The 19,261-nt window shown below is 48.6% G+C and carries 15 protein-coding genes; all 15 read right to left on the bottom strand.

The genetic code is table 11. The annotated features are described in order from the left end of the window. Nucleotide 1: 1 nt before the first annotated feature. On the bottom strand, nt 2-1,615 hold the full coding sequence (locus tag RB160_RS01785; protein ID WP_316568490.1) for a hypothetical protein: 1,614 nt from the start codon (nt 1,613-1,615) through the stop codon (nt 2-4). 14 nt (nt 1,616-1,629) lie between these two features. Continuing rightward, complete coding sequence (locus RB160_RS01780) at nt 1,630-2,460, bottom strand: ABC transporter permease (protein ID WP_316568489.1); 831 nt, start codon at nt 2,458-2,460, stop codon at nt 1,630-1,632. Beyond that, nucleotides 2,457-3,392, bottom strand: coding sequence for an ABC transporter ATP-binding protein (locus tag RB160_RS01775; RefSeq protein WP_316568488.1), 936 nt, complete (start codon nt 3,390-3,392; stop codon nt 2,457-2,459). Before RB160_RS01775 ends, RB160_RS01780 begins: the two co-directional genes overlap by 4 nt. Then, entirely contained in the window at nt 3,389-5,767 is a 2,379-nt protein-coding gene (locus RB160_RS01770) for a hypothetical protein (protein ID WP_316568487.1), read from the bottom strand. Before RB160_RS01770 ends, RB160_RS01775 begins: the two co-directional genes overlap by 4 nt. 162 nt (nt 5,768-5,929) lie before the next feature. Further along, nucleotides 5,930-6,916, bottom strand: coding sequence for a signal recognition particle-docking protein FtsY (ftsY, locus tag RB160_RS01765; RefSeq protein ID WP_316568486.1), 987 nt, complete (start codon nt 6,914-6,916; stop codon nt 5,930-5,932). Nucleotides 6,917-6,933: 17 nt separating this feature from the next. Then, nucleotides 6,934-10,500 (bottom strand): chromosome segregation protein SMC, encoded by a 3,567-nt coding sequence (smc, locus tag RB160_RS01760; RefSeq protein WP_316568485.1) that lies wholly within the window; start codon nt 10,498-10,500, stop codon nt 6,934-6,936. Nucleotides 10,501-10,519: 19 nt separating this feature from the next. Continuing rightward, the gene (gene rnc / locus RB160_RS01755; protein WP_316568484.1) at nt 10,520-11,293 is read right to left on the bottom strand and encodes a ribonuclease III; all 774 of its coding nucleotides are present in this window, start codon (nt 11,291-11,293) and stop codon (nt 10,520-10,522) included. A gap of 116 nt (nt 11,294-11,409) precedes the next feature. Then, nucleotides 11,410-11,643 (bottom strand): acyl carrier protein, encoded by a 234-nt coding sequence (locus RB160_RS01750; RefSeq protein WP_066200792.1) that lies wholly within the window; start codon nt 11,641-11,643, stop codon nt 11,410-11,412. Between the two features lie 218 nt (nt 11,644-11,861). After that, entirely contained in the window at nt 11,862-12,605 is a 744-nt protein-coding gene (gene fabG / locus RB160_RS01745) for a 3-oxoacyl-[acyl-carrier-protein] reductase (RefSeq protein WP_316568483.1), read from the bottom strand. Beyond that, the gene (gene fabD / locus RB160_RS01740) at nt 12,602-13,549 is read right to left on the bottom strand and encodes an ACP S-malonyltransferase (RefSeq protein WP_316568482.1); all 948 of its coding nucleotides are present in this window, start codon (nt 13,547-13,549) and stop codon (nt 12,602-12,604) included. Before fabD ends, fabG begins: the two co-directional genes overlap by 4 nt. 16 nt (nt 13,550-13,565) lie before the next feature. Further along, nucleotides 13,566-14,570, bottom strand: coding sequence for a phosphate acyltransferase PlsX (gene plsX, locus RB160_RS01735; RefSeq protein ID WP_316568481.1), 1,005 nt, complete (start codon nt 14,568-14,570; stop codon nt 13,566-13,568). After that, nucleotides 14,554-15,150, bottom strand: coding sequence for a transcription factor FapR (gene fapR, locus RB160_RS01730; protein WP_316568480.1), 597 nt, complete (start codon nt 15,148-15,150; stop codon nt 14,554-14,556). The genes plsX and fapR overlap by 17 nt, the downstream gene beginning before the upstream one ends. Nucleotides 15,151-15,247: 97 nt before the next feature. Next, complete coding sequence (gene recG / locus RB160_RS01725; protein ID WP_396954652.1) at nt 15,248-17,296, bottom strand: ATP-dependent DNA helicase RecG; 2,049 nt, start codon at nt 17,294-17,296, stop codon at nt 15,248-15,250. Next, complete coding sequence (gene sdaAA, locus RB160_RS01720; RefSeq protein WP_316568478.1) at nt 17,293-18,177, bottom strand: L-serine ammonia-lyase, iron-sulfur-dependent, subunit alpha; 885 nt, start codon at nt 18,175-18,177, stop codon at nt 17,293-17,295. Before sdaAA ends, recG begins: the two co-directional genes overlap by 4 nt. A gap of 20 nt (nt 18,178-18,197) precedes the next feature. After that, nucleotides 18,198-18,860 carry an L-serine ammonia-lyase, iron-sulfur-dependent subunit beta gene (gene sdaAB / locus RB160_RS01715; protein WP_316568477.1) on the bottom strand — a complete coding sequence of 221 codons (663 nt, stop codon included), beginning with the start codon at nt 18,858-18,860 and terminating at the stop codon, nt 18,198-18,200. Nucleotides 18,861-19,261 lie beyond the last annotated feature (401 nt).

The raw sequence follows: 19,261 nt of genomic DNA, 5'->3' as shown, positions 1-19,261 counted from the left end.
ATCACTCCTTCTCGGGATCCAAATCAGAAAAGTAATTTTTAACGATATTTTCAAGGCCGCCCGGCAGCTTGACCCTGTCGAGGCTGTTGCGGTAGGCTGCGGCGTACTCACCATAAACCTCCTCATAAGGACGGATCGTCCCGCGCTGGACGGGTCCGTCGCTTTCGAATTGGGATGAGCCTCCTTCACCAAGCTTCCCGAAATCCGCTTCGACCGTTGTGTTCCCGCCAATTTTCTCTGGGACAGTCAGGAACTCCTGCGCTCCCTGCCCTAATCCAGCCCCTTTGCCAGCATTGCCGCCTTGACCAGTGCCGTTACCGGTACCGCTTCCATTCCCTTGTCCAGGGGAGCTGCCGGATCCGCTACCTTGCCCGGCGCCGTTCCCAACCCCCGTTCCTGACCCATTTCCGTTGCCATTTTCCGGTCCGTTTCCGGGAGTTGAACCGGTATTAGGGCTACTACCAGACTGGTTGCCGGTCGCACCGTTGTTTACCGGGTCGTTTTTCCCCTGGCTGCCCGTTGATGGCGTCTGGCCATCAGGCGAAACGTTTTGAGTTCCCATCGCGAATCCGTCTGTTGAAAGACCGTTTGCAGCCATCTCGCTTTGCATTTTTTGGCCTTGTTTTGTTAATGTATCTTGAACAGAGGCCAATACTTTCGTATCGTTTTCAGCCTGGAATGTTTCCTCAAGCTTTTTCCGGAGCTTGGCGAGTTGTTCCTCTGAAAGAGCGCTATCCGCCCCGGCAAGCTTTTTCAGCGCGGCCGATTGGGCAGGCGTTCGTTGTTCACCGTTTTTCGAAAGCCGGCGAATTTCTTCCAAAGCCTTTTCAACATCCTTTTCAGCTATGGAAGAAGCAAGGTTTTCAAGCCCAGCCTCTTTCAACTCATTTATAAGAGATTCGAGCTCTGAGGTTTTCTCTCTTTCCTTCAATTCTTTCAGGGCGAGCTCTTTTCTTTTTCGGTCGATTGCTTTCAAAGCCTCTTCTGGGCTCCGGGCTTTTTCGAGTTCCTTCATCAATTCTTCAAGCTCTTTTTGTGCGAGTGGATCTTTCTCTTTTTTCATTTTCTCGGCCACAGCTTCTTCCGCTTTTTTAATGGCGGCAAGCTCGGTTTGCCTTTTTTCGGCCAGTTCGATCTTCTTATTCGGAAATTGTCCCAGTGACACGGCCGCCGCGGCAAGAAGAAGGCCGGCTGCGAACCATTTTGTGATTGGGTATTTCTTTTTCCGGGAAAGGACGCGATCCTGTTCCCTTTTCATGTAAGTAATTGCTTCCGCTAAGAGCAGCTTTTCGATGGCTCCTTCCCTACCATGAAAGGAATGGGCGGAAAGGACCCTGTCTTCAGGAACATAGCTGTTGTAAAGCGCGGCTGCTTCCTTCCAACCCGGAAAATGCCTAACTGAAACTAGAAACACAGAAAGAAAGGCCAGCACAGAACAAACTATGGCTGCCGCAACATAGTACGGAAAAACAACCATCCTCGCCAGAAGCAGCACAGCCACATAGCCAGCCCCGGCGGACGCCAGCCCGTATTGCACCGCGGTAAACACCCGGGCCAGCCTCAGTTGCCGCCTTACCGGAGACAAAAGCTTGAGAAACTGCCTTTTATCATCCATTTCCGCCACTCCTTTTAACGTTTTGTTCCTGCTTTTGGACGAAGTTTACGGATACTAATAAAAATTGCCGCCCCAAAAAGGAGCGTGTAGGAAATCAGCTGCGCGGCCCATAACGGGAACTTAATCCCCGTCTGTCTGCCGAGGTCCTCTAGCGCGCCAGGCTCGAATATGCCGAGCAAAATGGCGAAGGGATTGAGCATTGCGAAGAAGTATGGTACTGGATTGGCCCCCTGGACTCCATTGCCGAACTGCAATGACACGACCATCAGAAAAGCCGTTCCAGCCGTAAAAAACAGAGCCGTCCCATACGTTGAGATCATTGAAACAATTGTCTTCCGAATCAATGTGGAATAAAGCACGCCAAAACTTCCAAATACGAAGATAATAAACATATAGTATCCGAGCACGGTCAGGAGCTGAAGCGGCGAGATGCCCCCAAACAGGAAAACGATGCTATAGATTGGCAAGCTTGCAAAAATCATCAGCATCAAAAAGGAAACGGAGGATACAAGTTTGCCGATGATGATGGCTCCTGAACTTTGGGTTGTCGTTAGCAGGATATTTAGCGTTTGTTTCTCCCTTTCCCCGCTGATGACGCCGGCGGTCAGCCCCGGAGTTATGAAAAGGACTAGCCCAAGCTGGATGAAGGAAAGAATCATGAACATCATCCTACTCGTATCAGGCCTTACAAACGCGCTCCCCATCGATTGGGAATTTAGAAAGATAAAACCGGCGACGAAGATAGAAACTGCCAGTAAATAAAACATGAGCCCGAGAAAACTTTTAAAGGAGCGGAACCTTAGCTTATATTCCTTAATAAGGACTGGATTTAAAAATAGCCTCATGACAGTTCCACCCCTTTCGTAATTTCCATGAATACATCTTCGAGATTGGACTCAGCCTCAGAAAAGCTGATGATTTTTATTTCCGCGGCGATTGCCTTTTTTAAAAGAAGGAATTGGTCTTCGTCTGTACCGCTGAAAACAAACTGTACCCTATCCCCTTCTGCGTTCTTTTCAAGGCGGCTGACTAGATGATGATCTTCAAAAAATGACGCGGCCCCGTCCAGGTCGCCCCCGATTTTTACGGTGATCAGTTTCTCGCCCTGCAGGTGCCTTTGGATTTCAGCCACTGAACCTTGGGCGACGAGCCTGCCTTGGTCAATGATCCCAATGGTGTCGCACATTTCCGATAGCTCAGGCAGTATATGGGATGAAATTAAAATTGTTTTCCCCATATTCTTCAATTCTTTCAGGATTTCCCGCATTTCAACCCTCGCCCGCGGATCGAGCCCGGATGCAGGCTCATCCAGGATGAGCACTTCGGGATCATGGATGAGCGATCTTGCAAGGCAAAGCCTCTGTTTCATTCCCCTCGAAAGAACATCGACATACGAGTCCGCCTTATGGGACAGGTTGACCAGATCAAGAAGCTGCGGAATTAGCTTTGTCCTTTCCGAAGCCGGGATTCCATAGCTTGCTCCGTAAAAATCAAGATACTCGATGGCCTTCAGTTGATCATAGACCCCGAAGAAATCCGGCATATACCCTATTTGTCTCCTGACCAAAGCGGGTTCCTTGCCAATGTTACAACCATTTATATAGGCTGTTCCGGAAGTCGGCGCCAAAAGTGTCGCCAAAATTGAGAAAGTTGTAGATTTGCCCGCGCCGTTTGCCCCGACGAAGCCAAACACGGTCCCTTTTTCTATATTCAGCGTAAGGGAGTCAAGGGCGGTAAACCTGCCATACTTTTTTGTTAATTCCATTATCTCGATCATTTTCCCGCTACCCCCTTGATTGTGACCGATGGCAAACGTACGTTCGGGTCGCCTTGCCCTGTTTTGTCAAGCCGTATCGTGATTTCACCGTTTGCGGATACAAATCTCTCCGGCCCGTCCGTAATGCTGGTCACCGGACTTTCCAGACTCATGAATTCGCCGCTCTTTACATCTTTAATCGAATAAACGGCCTGGCCAGTCTGTAGCATGATTGAAATTTCCTCAAACTTTTCTGTTCCCGTTGATAGCTGTGGGGGCAGATGAAGAGTGTACTCATATATGCCATATTCCAGGTATGCCTCTTTACCTCCAGGCGGAAAGTCGATGTTCCCGCCTTTGATTGGAATCAGATCGAACGAAAGGGAATCCTCGTTAACCGTGAATGCCCCGTTAACTTCCCCTGCAATTTCCACATCCTGATAGATGAGCGAAATGCTGGTCGTTTTTTCTTTTTTATTTACAAGGTCGGCATGCAATACCTGGTCCTTAGTCATGCCATAAACAATTGGCTTGTTTTGGGCCCTGGATTGATTGTATAGGAAGCTGATCCCTTCATTCTCAAGCCTGCTTTTTTTCATTTTTTCTATTTCCGCGCCATAAAAGCCGGGACCTTGGGATCCATATCCACCGAAACTTGGCGCTAATAAGTACTTTTGGTTTAGTTCGTGGTCCACGTTAAGCACCGATTCTTTTTTCATAGGGCCAAGCTCGACTTTTTTCATACCAGACCAAAAATATACATTTTCAAAATCAAAGGGAAAGTGGTTTTCAATGGTTCCTGTAATTTTCCCGCCGGAATAATGGAAATCTGTTTCGAATCCGCCAGCTTTTTCGATCGAGGCACTCCCGTACAATGTCCTTGTTGACCAATATTCAACATTCCGGAACGTGGCGGAATCCTCTTTCCTCCCTTTTTCAATAACCGCAAAGCGCTGCGGGGCTGGAGAGGGACCGAAAGAAGACCCGGGGATCCCGTTGAACTCTCCGCCCTTAAAAGAAAACGTATAATCTCCACCGGTATTCGATAAAAGTGAAACAGCTTCAATGCCGTTCATTCGGCCTCCAAAAGCTTTATACACTCCCATTTGGCTAACCTGGGGGCTTGCAATCCGGTCCTTCGCGCCAATGGCAAAGATTGCAGCTGAGCATACAAGAGCTATGGAAGGGACAATCCACCAGGCATGTTCCCTTCGATCAATCCTTTTTAAAATAAAATAAAGCGCTGGCCCGGCAAGCAACACATAAAATACCAGCATCAAGACAATCTGGCCGGTTGAAAAGTGGACCGAGGGAAAATACTCATTTACATCGGCGACATTTGAAAAGTAGCTATCATAAGGGTTGAAATATCCTGATACGTTTCCAGCTTTTAAAGGGCGCGCCTTCACCAGGATGGAGGAAAACCATTCGCCGTAGCCTTTCCAGGATGAAAAGGGTTCCTCGCCGGGAGAAAATGCGGTTTGCCAAATCTCCCCATTCCCGACTCCCCTTTTGGCGACAATAGGCGTTTCTCCGGATTTCAGGATCACTTCCGCTCCCTTCGCTGAAGATGCTCCGAAGTAAACGGGCACGGATTTGAATTCATTCCCCGGATTGATGGAGCTTTCCAGGCCGGTAAGGTCGGCCCTTGATTCGATACGAGTTTCCATTGGAAGTTCGCTGTAAAGCTTGCCATATGCCTGGACCACATTCGGCCCTCCGCCAGCAATCAAGACTCCCCCACTTTTCACCCAGGCAAGCAGCGCTTCTTGCTGGTCTGGTTTCAGGCTTGTAACAGGAAAACCATCGAGCAGGATGTAATCAAAATAATCAAGCCCGGACTGTTCGTCTGGAATGTTGGAACCCTCAAGGACAACAGTCTCAATTTTGCTGTCCGCTGGCAACGGCCTCAGCTCCTTCAGCCGATCGGGCTCCTCGCTCAGGATGCCAAGCGTTTTCCATGATTGGTCGGTGTATTTTATAGCCAGTGTCTTTGAGCCTTGGAATTCTACTTCCTTGCCGTTTTTCCAGCTGCCTTCGTACAGGAAAATATTCTTGCCAGTAGGATTGGTATACTGGCCTTCATCGGTAATGCCGGGAAAGGAAACACTGTATGTTTTTTTGCTCCCCTTTGGTACATCGATATGGATTGCCCTTGAGCCGGATGAACTGTATGTAGGATAAAAGTTGATAAGCAGGTCACCTTTAAAATCGTTACCGCTGTTTTCGACAGTGACCGAAACTGGAAAGCCCCTGCCTGTTTTTACATAGCCATTAAAACCTGCCTTTGTTGAAATCTTAAGCCCGTCCACGGCTGCCGAAGCAGGGAAGGGGATAAAAGAAAATAAAAGAAAAAATATCAAAAATAGAACCAATTTTCTGTTTTTTAGAGCCAAAATGATTCCCCCTAATGATTGCTTACTAGATTAGACGTATGTTCTTTCCTTTTTGCTCCACTTTTTAGCAACTAACTTAGTGTAATTTTACACTTCAGGTTAATAAAGTGCAATCACAAAAAAACAGTACCGCCATTTTTTGCGATACTGTTCGTTTGTTGATTATTCAGTTTTGTCAACCTGGTCTGCAAACAGGCCGTACACATATTTTTCGGGGTCGAATTCCTGAAGGTCATCCATCTTTTCCCCGAGGCCGACAAATTTCACAGGGATGTTCAATTCATTCCGGATGGCAAGGACAATGCCTCCCTTTGCAGTTCCGTCCAGTTTCGAAAGGACGATGCCGGTTACATCCGTCGCTTCCTTGAATGTTTTTGCCTGGATAAGCGCGTTTTGCCCTGTCGTTGCATCAAGTACAAGCAGCACTTCGTGGGGAGCGCCGGGGATTTCCCTTTCGATGACCCTTTTCACCTTTTCAAGCTCTTTCATTAAATTAACTTTATTCTGTAGCCGCCCGGCCGTGTCACAAAGAAGGATATCCGCTTTCCTCGACTTCGCAGCCTGGATCGCATCGAACATGACAGCTGCCGGATCTGAACCCTCCGCCTGCTTAATGACAGTGGCCCCTACACGGTCGCCCCATACTTCAAGCTGGTCGATTGCCCCTGCGCGGAATGTATCGCCCGCCGCCATCAGAACAGTTTTTCCTTCTGAAATGAATTTATGGGCAAGCTTTCCAATTGTCGTGGTCTTGCCAACGCCGTTGACTCCTACAAAAAGGATTACAGTAAGTGCGTTTTCTTGGATATTCAATCTGGAGGATTCGTTTCCTCCGGCATTGTAAATATCAACGAGCTTCTCGGATATAACGTTCTGGACTTCTGCTGGGTCACTAATATTCCGGCGCTTTACCTCGTATTTCAACTGATCGATCAATTCCATTACAGTGTCAAAGCCGACATCCGCCTGGATTAGGATTTCTTCAAGTTCTTCAAAAAAGTCCTCGTCCACTTTGCGGTATCTGGCGACAAGGTCATTCACTTTTCCGGAAAAGCTATTTCTCGTTTTCGAAAGCCCTTCCCTGAATTTGTCGGTTACACTGTCGGTTTGCTTTGTAAAGGTTTCTTTTAATTTTTTGAAAAAACTCATTTCAACACGTCCTTGTTTTATGTTTCAACCAGCTCTTTCGAATCCTCCAGCCTTACAGAAACAAGCTTGGAAACCCCTGATTCCTGCATAGTGACCCCATAAAGGACATCGGCTTCCTCCATCGTTCCTTTCCTGTGGGTGATGACGATGAACTGGGTGCCTGCGCTATAGCGCTTCAAATATTGGCTAAAGCGGTACACATTCGCCTCATCAAGCGCTGCTTCCACCTCATCCAGGATACAGAATGGTACCGGGCGGACTTTGAGGATTGAAAACAGCAGGGCGATGGCTGTCAACGCCCTTTCACCCCCGGATAGGAGGCCAAGGTTTTGAAGCTTTTTCCCTGGAGGCTGAGCGACAATATCAACACCTGTATGCAAGAGATCATCCGGATTCGTAAGCCGCAAATCCGCGCGTCCCCCTCCGAACAACGCCTTAAAGACAGGCTCGAAATGCATGCGGATAGCGGAGAATGTCTCTTCGAATCTTTTTATCATCTCTTCATCCATTTCACTGATTACAAGATGGAGTGTATCCTTCGCTTCCTGCAGGTCATTTTTTTGCTCCAGCAAAAATTCATAACGCTCAGATACACGCTCATACTCCTCGATGGCACCCAGATTAACCGTCCCAAGCTCCTCGATGCCCCGCTTAATGAGTTTTACCTTCCTTCTGGCTTCATCAGGCGGAAGGAGGAGTGGGTGGTTTTCCTTCGCCCCTTCAAACGTAAGCAAATACTCTTCCCGAAGATGGGTAAGTTTATTTTCAAGTTCAACGTCGAGCCTGTTCAGCTTAACTTCCTCATCACGCAGTGCTTCCGCCATCCCTTTATGCAGCCTTCTAAGCTCTTTCGCCTCAGCTTCGGACTGTTCAAGTTCCGTTGAAAGTTGTAGCCTTTCCTGCCTGCGTTCGGAAATCAGCTTAAGCGTGTTTTCCTTGTCCTTTTGTTTCTCCGCCGCGGCGGCAAGAAGATGGCCTTCGCCTGACAGACTGCCATCCATTTCGGAAACAAGAAGGCCGAGGTCTTCCATTTGTACTTTCAGCTTATTTGAAACGCCGTCAAGTTCTTCCGCCACACGGTTAACTTGTTCCATGGCATAAAGATATTGTTCGTTTTTGGCGGCAAATTCAACTTTAAGGCTGTTGATCTCTTCAGAAACCGCTTCTTTGGATGTGAGGGCCTTTGCTTTTTGTTCAGACAGCCTGGCGATTTCCGCGTCAAGCAATTGAATTTTCTCCCTTGCGCTATCAAGCGCGCTTTCAAGCTCGTTTTTCCTTGACAGCAGCCTTTCCCTGTCCTCGTTGATTTGGGCTTTTTCCATATCATAAATGGAAAGGCGGTCGCTAATATTTTTCAATTCTAGCTCGGCTTCCCTTAGCGCGCCTTTCAGACGCTGCTCCTCCAGGCGTTTTTCTTCGCCCCTTTTCCTTAACTCTTCAAGGAGACCTTCCGTTTCCTTAACGGTTGTTTTCAGGACTTTAACTTCTTGTTCAAGCTGGGACGTTTTTTCTTCCATATCGCCAAGCTTCGCCTTTAATTCATCAAGTTCTGCTTTCCTGCTCAAAAGGCCTGTTGCGTTTTGCTTCGCAGCCCCGCCTGTCATCGATCCTCCGGCGTTAACAACATCGCCCTCAAGGGTAACAACCCTCATCCTGTACTGAAGGGAGCGGGCAATTTCGTTCGCGCCTTTTAGGTCGCTGGCAATCAATACATTGCCCAAAAGGTTTTCAATGACATTCCTGTATTTATCTTCGAATTCGACAAGGCCGGATGCGGTTCCGATAAACGATGGATGCTGTCTGGCCAAATCAAGCTGGGACTGTGCCGGGAATTTGCTTTTTATAACACTTAGCGGAAGGAATGTTGCCCGGCCAGAGGAGTTCCTTTTTAAAAATTGGATTGCCTCCCTGGCGCTCTGTTCCGTATCGACAATTATATGCTGAAGGGCCCCGCCGAGAGCGGTTTCGATTGCTGCCTGATATTCTTTTGGAACATTGACGACCTCCGCCACAGCGCCTTCGATTCCGCTTAGCTTTGTCCCCCGCGCCTTTAAAACTTCCTTAACCCCCTGGAAAAAGCCGTTGTAGCCTTCCTCCATTTCCTCAAGCATCTCTTTCCTCGACTTCGCCTGTTGGAGGAACTGGTATGCCTGATACAGCATTTTTTCCTGCTTCTGATAATTGGCTGAAACCGTTTCAAGGTGCCGTTTGTTTTTTAAAAACTCTTGTACCTGGTATTCCAGGTCCTTTGCCACGGACTCGAGTTCCATGGTGATTTCTTCGACCTTTTGGGCAGCATTCGCACGTTGTTCGAGGAACCGCCCATTCTCTTCGTCAAGCCTTGCGCTTTTCCTGTCATGCTGTTCAAGCTGCTGAAGGACGAGCTTTGTTTCGTTCCGTGCTCCCGCCTGCGCGTTCAGCTCTTCAATGTATTCACTTTTTAGTGACTCGATTTTATCATCGGCGTTCTCGCTAAAAAGAACAAGTTCACCCTGCTTCGCTTTAAGTTTCTCCTGTAGACGGGATGCCTCGTTGCCGAGCATTTTGGCGGAAGCCAAAAGCTTTTCCCGCTCTCCCTCAAGCGCTGCTTTTTTATCGGAAAGTTCTTTAATGCTTTCTTCTAGCTGCTTTTTGTTTTGCGCGGCGTTCTTTTTTCGTTCCTTCAGGACTTCCTTCCTGCCCTCAAGCTTCTCAAGCTCCTCGCTCGCATGGAGGAGGACTGTTTGCAGATCGCTGACCGACTCATCCACCGCGGCAATCCTATCACGCGCCTGCTCAATCTCCGCTTCCTTTTTCTGAAGGGAGGCGGACAATTTAACTTCCTCCGCCTTATGTACATCGAAAAGACGGGAAAGCTCTTCCCACTTTCCATGCAGTTCCTCTATTTCAAATACGGTAAGTGCGACCTCAATTTTCTCAAGCTCTTCCTTTTTTTCCTGGTAGTCACGGGCGATCGATGCCTGGATTTTAAGTGGTTCAACCTGGCTTTCCAATTCATGAAGAATGTCCGTAACCCTGTTCAAATTGTCCTGGGTTTCAGCCAGCTTGCTTTCAGCTTTTTTCTTTCGTTGCTTATATTTTAGGACGCCGGCAGCTTCCTCGAAAATGGTTCGGCGTTCCTCCGCCTTGCTGTTTAGAATTTCTTCGACTTTTCCCTGGCTTATAATCGAAAATGCTTCGCGGCCGAGGCCCGAATCCATGAAAAGATCGACGATATCCTTTAGCCTGCATGGCTGCTTGTTGATGAGAAACTCACTCTCACCCGACCTGAACACCCGCCTTGTTACACTTACCTCATTATATTCAAGCGCAAGGCGCTGATCCTCGTTATCAAGGGTTAGCGTGACCTCAGCGAAATTCAGAGGCTTACGGGAATCGCTACCCGCGAAAATAATGTCCTCCATTTTTGTGCCTCGAAGGGATTTTGCCGATTGCTCGCCAAGTACCCACCTAATCGCATCGATAACATTGCTCTTTCCACTTCCATTTGGCCCTACTACGGCCGTTACACCGGGAACGAAATCGACGCCAATCCGTTCGGCAAAGGACTTGAAACCTACAACATCAAGCCGTTTTAAATACACTGCCTACTTCCTCCTCTTGCTATTGCCGGTTTTCTCCATCCTCTTCCAGCTGTCCACCGGTTTGCCTTAGACGTGAAAGCGCCATTTGCGCGGCCAGCTGTTCCGCCTCTTTCTTTGAGCGGCCCGTGCCCACTCCCAGCTCCTCCCCGTTAAGGGAAACACGGGACACAAATTCCCTGTTGTGTGCAGGCCCCTTTTCCTGGAGCACCTTGTACTCTACCGTTCCGGCACCGTCACGCTGCACATGTTCCTGCAGCTGGCTTTTAAAGTCCATGACGTGGGAAAACACACCGGAATTTATTTTTGGAAAAATTGTTTTTTCAAGGAAACCGACTACGGCGTCCAAACCTTTGTCAAGATACAATGCGCCGATAAATGCCTCAAACACATCCGCGAGCAATGCGGGACGGGTTCGGCCACCAGTCATTTCCTCGCCTTTTCCTAGTAATATCAGCTTGCCGAATGAAAGTTCATTTGCAAAAGACACCAAGGATGGCTCACAGACAATCGCCGCGCGGAGCTTTGTCAGCTCCCCCTCGCTCATCATTGGATATTTTTTAAAAAGGAACTTTGATACGGTCAATTCAAGTACAGCATCACCAAGGAATTCAAGCCTTTCATTGTCCTCAAAAAGCTTCCTGCGATGCTCATTAACATAGGATGAATGGGTAAAGGCTTGCTTCAGCAGCTTTTCATCCGTAAATAGAATGCCAATCCTAGATTGGAATTCTTTAAAAAGATTATCTTTTGCGCGAGTTCCCACAGTATCTTTTTCCTTATTGTTTTTGCGCATATGTCTCCACCTTGCTTCATCATTCTTAGGGATGCCAATCTTTTCTGAAAAACCTTGGGTAGTTCTATAATACAGAAGAAAGCTCCGTTTGAAAACGGAGCCCGAGAAAACTGCGATTATTTTTTGCTATTTATGTAATTAACAGCATCTCCTACTGTGCTGATTTTCTCAGCATCATCGTCAGAAATCTCCATATCGAACTCATCTTCCAATTCCATAACAAGTTCAACTACATCAAGGGAATCTGCGCCAAGATCATCTTTAAAGGAAGCTTCAAGTGTTACTTGGGATTCGTCAACACCGAGGCGGTCCACAATGATCTTTGTCACGCGTTCTAATACTTCTGCCATGCTTGTCACCTCCCCTCAAGCTATTATAGAGTATTTCAAAAAAGGGGTAAAGCGAAACTTCCGTTAGCGGGCGGGGTTCCCGCTAATGGTTAGTTGAGCCAATCGGACCTTTAGGGGCAGTTGATTCCCAGCAGGGAATCTTACTGCCCGTTAAGGTGGGGCAAAGCGAAACCGGGATGAAATTTCACCGGGGAAACTTTACTCAATTCCAGGCCGTTTTACATGACCATGCCGCCATCAATATGGAGCGTCTGTCCGGTCATATAGGAAGAATCCTCGGAGGCGAGGAACACTACCGCCTTGGCAATATCAGAAGGCTCACCGAAGCGGGCCAGCGGGATTTGCTTTAGCATTTCCGCCTTGACGTCCTCTGTAAGTTTGTCGGTCATGTCCGTCGTAATGAATCCCGGGGCAATTGCGTTTACATTAATGTTGCGCGAAGACAGTTCTTTTGCAGCAGTCTTTGTCAGGCCAATCACTCCTGCTTTTGCAGCCACATAATTAGCTTGCCCAGGATTTCCGCTTACCCCTACTATTGATGCGATATTGATGATGCGGCCGCTGCGCTGCTTCATCATCTGGCGGGTTACGGCTTTCGTGCAAAGGAAAACGCCTTTAAGGTTAATATTGATAACATCATCCCATTCGGATTCCTTCATTCTCATCAGAAGGTTGTCCCTTGTAATGCCTGCGTTGTTGACGAGGATATCCAGTGAGCCAAAACGGTCGATCGTTTCTTTAACCATGGCCGCCACGGCGTCCGGGTTGGACACATCGCCCTGGATGGCAAAGGCTTCCCGTCCCATCGCTTTGATTTCCTCCGCAGCCTCATTCGCTCTTGCTTCGCTGCCGGCGAAGTTGATGGCAACATTCGCACCTTGCCTTGCTAGCTCAAGGGCGATTTCCCTGCCTATACCCCTTGACGCGCCGGTAACAAGCGCGGTTTTTCCTTCAAGCTTCATTGTTTTTCCTCCTTAAGGGCGGCGATGGTCGCCATGCAGCTCTGTTCATCGGAAACAGAATAGATTTTTACATCACGGCTAATTTTTTTCACAAGTCCGCCGAGCACCTTCCCAGGGCCGAATTCGATGAATGTATCGACGCCAAGCTCTATCATTTTCCGGACAGAATCTTCCCACAATACAGGAGAATAAAGCTGCTTGACCAAATTCGACTTGATTGTATCCGCGCCTTCCATTGGCATCGCATCGGCATTTGCGATAACCGGTACGGATGCATCCCGGATTTGCGCGCCGTTAAGTACATCGTTCAGTTTTTGCGCGGCGGGTTCCATTAGGCTTGAATGGAACGGGCCGCTTACATCCAGCTGGATGACCCTTTTTGCTCCTGCTTCCTTCGCTTTTTCGCCCGCCAGCCTAACGCCTTCCACAGTGCCGGAAATGACAATTTGTCCAGGGCAATTAATATTCGCGAGTTGGACCGGATAACCATTGGCAGTTACTGCAGCGGCCGCATCTGCCAGAATGCCCCGCTCAAGGCCCAGTATAGCGGCCATTGTTCCTATACCATCGGGAACGGCTTCCTCCATGAACTCTCCCCGTTTCCTTACGATGCTGACCCCTTCTTCAAAAGTAAGGGCGCCTGCCGCGACAAGGGCGGAATATTCACCGAGGCTGTGCCCAGCGGCATAATCGGCCTTAATTCCTGATTCCTTGAATAAATCAAGGAGCGCTGTGCTGATTGTCAGCAAAGCGGGTTGGGCGTTGACCGTTTTTGTCAACGTTTCCTGCGGGCCTTCAAACATGATTTCAGACAAACCATAACCCAAAAGTTCATCCGCTTTTACAAATAATGCCTTGCTTCTTTCATGATTCCCGGCAAGCTCTTTACCCATCCCAACTGTTTGGGATCCCTGCCCCGGAAAGATAAATGCGATTTTTCCCATTGAAGCACCTCTTACATTAAGATTCGTTTTTGTCCGGTTTTGCCCTTTCCGCCGATTGTTTGATCAGTCCGGTTACATCGTTTGCAACCATTTCCCTTGTTTGGCGGATCGCGCTGAAAATTGCTTGCGCATTGGAAGATCCGTGCGCCTTAATAACCGGAGCTTTTAGTCCGAATAAAGCCGCGCCGCCATATTCGGAGTAATCCATCTGGTCTTTCAATGCCTTCAAGTCGGGTTTCAGGACTGCCGCTGCAAGCTTGCTTTTCAGGCTTGACGTAAGCGCCCCTTTTAGCATTTTAAAAACGGACATTGCCGTTCCTTCCACCGATTTCAATACCATGTTCCCGGTAAACCCGTCCGTGACGACTACATCGGCCACTCCGTTCAGCAAGTCCCTCGCTTCTACATTTCCGACAAAGTTCATGTCCGATTCCTTTAAGAGGGAAAAGGCTTCCTTTGTCAGGTCTGTCCCTTTCTTTTCCTCCGTGCCGATATTAAGGAGCCCAATCCTCGGTTTTGTCATTCCGCGGACCTTCTCGGAATAGACGGAGCCCATTAATGCAAATTGGTATAAATGCTCCGGCTTTGCGTCCACATTCGCTCCTACATCGAGAAGCAGGAATCCTTCCCCGCCAATCGTGGGGAGAGTCGGCGCAAGGGCTGGCCTGTCAATTCCTTCAATCCGTCCGACCACAAACAGCCCGGACGCCATCAGCGCCCCAGTATTCCCCGCGGAAATACAGGCGTCCGCATTACCTTCCGAAACCTGCCTTGCCGCAAGGACCATGGAAGCATTCTTTTTTCGCCTTACAGCCCTTACAGGCTCATCCGTTCCAAGGATAACTTCATCGGTATGTAGAATCGAAATCCTGTCATGTCCGGTGAATGTTTCCCTGATTTTCGCCTCATCACCGACAAGAAGGATTTTAATGTCTTTAAATGTGTCGGCGGCTTTAATCGCACCAAGGACGATTTCCTTTGGAGCGTGGTCACCGCCCATTGCGTCAATTGCCAGCCTCATCCGTATTGCCACCTCTGTTTTTATTTGAGCGGAACATTTCAAATTCCCCGATGAAAACGGGCTCGTTGTTCACAAAACTTGTCACTTCTACAAATGTCCTGCCATGCTCGTTGTCAATCCTGGTTACCTTTGCCTTGGAGATAACCCTCTCGCCTTCACGCACGGACCTTTTAAACTGCAAGGCGGATTTAGCGGTCAATGCGAGTTCATCGTTAATGACCGCAACCGCAAGAGAATTTGCCTGTGCGAACAAGTGATGACCCCTCGCAATCCTGTTCCGTTTGAACACATGCTCTTTTTTTATATCCAAAATGGAGATTGCGCTCTGGTCGAGCTCTATATCGATAATATCCCCTATAACTTCATCTATCGGCAAGGATCGTACTTCATCCTCGAACTTTTTTTCAGCAACGTTCTTAATTCGCTCCCGAAGTTCTGGTATGGACAGTTCAAGCCGATCAAGCCGGATTGTCTGGACACTGACCGAGAACAACTCTGCCAAATCCTCATCGGTTATAAAGGGATTTTCCTTTATCGTCAATACTAGCTCCCGCTGCCGTTCTTTTTTGTTACGCTTCATCGCATCCACCGCCATTTGCTCTTATGACTAGGTACTAATAGTAGTATAAAAGTAAGAAATCCAGATTGCAAGAGTAATTATCGTGTTTGCCCTCGCATCAATCAAGCTTCTCCCCTTTAAGCAACCCAGCTTCGATTAATCCTTCCCTAAGGTTTGCGTACTCGGGTGATTCCCAAAATGCCCTTGATTGGACGAGCTTTGCCGCATCTTCCCTTGCTGTTTCAAGAGCCCGGTAATCATGGACCATATCGGCTACTTTGAACTCTGGAATCCCGCTCTGCTTCTTCCCGAAAAAGTCCCCTGGTCCCCTTAATTCGAGATCCTTTTCACTGACAACAAATCCGTCGTTGGTTTCCGTCATGATTTTCATCCGCTCCTTGCCTACCTCCGACTTCGGTTCGGCAAGTAGAATGCAGTAGGATTGGTCGCTGCCCCTGCCGACCCTGCCCCTTAGCTGATGAAGCTGCGCAAGCCCAAAGCGCTCCGCGTCATAAATGACCATCACTGTGGCATTTGGGACATTCACGCCAACCTCGACGACAGTGGTAGAAACAAGAACCTGGATTTCGTTCGCGGCAAACGAACGCATGACTTCCTCTTTTTCCGAAGAATGGAGGCGGCCATGCATGAGCCCTGCCTTGAAACGGTCCTGGAAGAAGTGAACGAGGGAAGCGTGGACATCTATCGCGTTCTGGACATCAAGCTTATCCGATTCCTCGATCAGCGGGCAGATGACATATGCCTGCCGTCCCTTCCTCAATTCTTTTTCCATAAAAGCCAGCACCCTGTCCAGCATGTCCTGCCGGGCCCAATACGTTTCAATTGTTTTTCTCCCTGCTGGCATTTCATCAATAATGGAAACATCCATTTCTCCAAAAACAGTGATGGCAAGGGTTCTTGGAATCGGGGTTGCCGTCATGAAAAGGACATCCGGGTTTTCCCCCTTTTCCCTCAGGACACGTCGTTGCTCCACACCAAACCGATGCTGCTCATCCGTTATGACAAAACCAAGCCGGTGAAAAGCGACTTCCTCCTGGATAAGGGCATGCGTCCCGATCAGGATATCTATCTCGCCCGCGGCGAGGTCCGCCAAAATTTCTTTGCGCGCCTTCCCCTTTATCGAGCTCGTCAGCAATTCGCAGCGGACTCCGTACGGATCGAACAATTCTTTCAGTGAAGCAGCATGCTGTTCCGCCAGTATTTCGGTCGGTACCATCAGCGCGCCCTGCCTTCCCCCTGTAACCGTCGCGTATAGCCCGATTGCGGCAACGACCGTTTTCCCTGAACCGACATCCCCCTGCAGCAGGCGGTTCATTCTGTACGGCGATTTCAGGTCAGAAAGAATTTCGTTCACAACCCTTTTTTGCGCACCGGTCAGCGGAAAGGGGAGGGCTTCGATGAACGCTTTCAGCTTTGCAAGGTCATATTGTTGGACTATCCCAGGGGATTGCTCTCTTTCAAGCTTCCTGAGCGCCTGCATTTTCAATTGAAAGGCAAGGAACTCTTCGTAAACAAAACGCCTTCTCGCCTTCTTCACATCTTCGGGTGTATCAGGGAAGTGCATGATCTTCAATGCCTCTCCCCGATTGGGAAGCCTGTATTTAGCAATAAGCCCCTGGGGAAGCGTTTCTTCAAGCTCATTCCCATACAGTTCGAAAGCCTGGGCGATGTATTTCCGCATGTTTTTCATCGTTAGGCTGCCCCGCAATGTATAGACGGGTTCGAACATTTTTCCGGCTCTGTTTTCACCAAAATGCATTTCGGAAACAGTAATCGCCATCCTGTGTTGGTCCCATTTACCCGTAACTGTTACTGTTTCACTTATTTTTATTTTGCTTCTTAAATATGGCTGATTGAAGATGATTGCCTGGACAAGATACCGCCCGACTAGCAAGCGAACCGTCATCCGCGATTTGTTTTTTCCAAAACGGGCAAGGGAAGGCTCACTATGAACCTTCCCCTCCACGGTTATTCTCTCCTCATGCTTCACATCAGCGAGGTCGCGCAGCCTGTAATCTTCGTAGCGGTACGGGAAATGTTCGAGCAAATCCTTGATCGTAACAATATTCATGTCAGCTAGAAGCTCCGCTGTTTCATCGCCAATTCCTTTTAAGATTTTTACTGATTGCATGAGATTTGTATTCACTGTTTTGTAAGCGGGATTCCAAAGATTTTCGCTTCCAGCTCCCTGCCGGTTGGAGTCGCCGCCAAACCTCCCTGTGCTGTTTCTTTAAGTGCGGTTGGCATAGATTGGCCAATCTTAAACATTGCGTCAATTACCTCGTCGCACGGAATCCTGCTTTTAATCCCGGCGAGCGCCATATCAGCCGCAACCATCGCGTTAGCCGCGCCCATTGCATTACGTTTTACACAGGGTACTTCAACAAGGCCCGCAACAGGGTCGCAAACAAGCCCTAGCATGTTTTTCAACGTAATGGCCATTGCTTCTGCACACTGCTCCGGGGTTCCTCCCGCAAGCTCGACTAGTGCCGCGGCCGCCATCCCAGCAGCGGAACCTACTTCGGCCTGGCAGCCTCCAGCAGCGCCCGAAATGGACGCATTGTTCGCGACAACGAAACCAAACGCTCCTGAAGTGAACAAAAAGGAAACCATTTGTTCACGTGTTGGATTCAGCTTGTTTTTCACGGCAAACAACGTTCCGGGAACAACACCCGCGGAACCGGCAGTCGGTGTCGCGCAAATAGTGCCCATGGCCGCATTTACTTCATTCGTGGCGACCGCCTTGCTTACAGCGTCAAGCAATGTTTCGCCCGATAAAAAATTGCCTTTTTTTATATATTCCTGCATAAGGACCGCGTCTCCGCCGGTAAGTCCTGAATGGGATTTGACCCCCTGGATGCCACGCTCGACGGCCTGCTCCATAACCCGGAGGTTACGGTCCATCATCGCAATGACTTCTTCCCTTGACCGCCCTGTTACTTCGACTTCCTGTTCTATCATGATTTCCGATATTTTCACATTCCTGCTGGTTGCCAATTCGACCAGCTCTGCCACATTGCGGAACATCCGCCATCCCCCCTTTTTATCTAATCGACAATTTTTGTTACTTTCAGGATATTCGGAAGCTTTTCAATTTCATCAAGGATATGATGCCCAATATTATGGTCAACCTCAATTGTCATTAGTGCCATCTTACCCTTTTCTTTCCTGGAAACCTCCATATGCCCGATGTTAATCTGATGGCTGGCCAGGACATTGGCAACATTGGCTATCGCGCCGAATCTATCATTATGGACAACGAGAATGGCCGGGTGATGCCCTGAAAGCTTCAATTCGAAGCCGTTCAGTTCGGTAATCTCAATTTTTCCTCCACCGATTGAAATGCCGACAAGTTCAAGCTCTCCCTTGTCGTCACCGATAATGATCCTTGCTGTGTTTGGGTGATCAGTTATCGCGTCTTCCTCTATGAATCTCAGTTTGATTCCCTTTTCCTCCGCAAGGTCTATCGCCTGGATAATCCTCGGATCATCGGTATCAAAATCTAGCAAACCGCCTATTAGCGCTACATCGGTACCATGGCCGCGGTATGTTTTTGCAAAAGAGCCATAGAGTGAAATATTCACCCATTTCGGCTCCCTGCCAAACAGGTTCCTGGCAACTCGGCCAATCCTTGCCGCGCCAGCTGTATGTGAACTTGATGGCCCTATCATGACCGGGCCGATGATATCAAATACACTTTTATATTTCATAATCCATTCCCCTTTATCAGCTCGGGCCGAACCCGTTGTATTTTAGAAAGCCGTGTTGTATCCCCTTGGCGGGCTACAGTGAAAATGTCCCTTCGCTTTTAAGCACCTAGTTGAACCAATCGGGGTTCATACTCCGCCTTACTCCCCGCCTTGGCTATAATCCAGCGGAATCAGCGGAAGACCGCCGCCGATGGAAGGTTCACTTTACCCCACTCTTAAGGGACAGTAAGCCCCTTGGGCAACTGTCCCTAAAGGTCCGATTGGTTCACCTAACCATCAGCGGAAACCCACCGCTGATGGAAGGTTCACTTTATTTTAACGAATTGTTTTGTATTTTGACAAATTCTTTTCATTGTGGCCGAACTGGAAAATAAAGAAAAGGCATTCGCCTGTATTGGCAG

It is taken from the genome of Neobacillus sp. YIM B06451 (assembly GCF_032667185.1).
Classification (GTDB): Bacteria; Bacillota; Bacilli; order Bacillales; family Cytobacillaceae; genus Bacillus_D.
The sequence above is the reverse complement of the archived record's forward strand: the minus strand, read 5'-3'. Positions and strand labels throughout refer to the sequence as shown.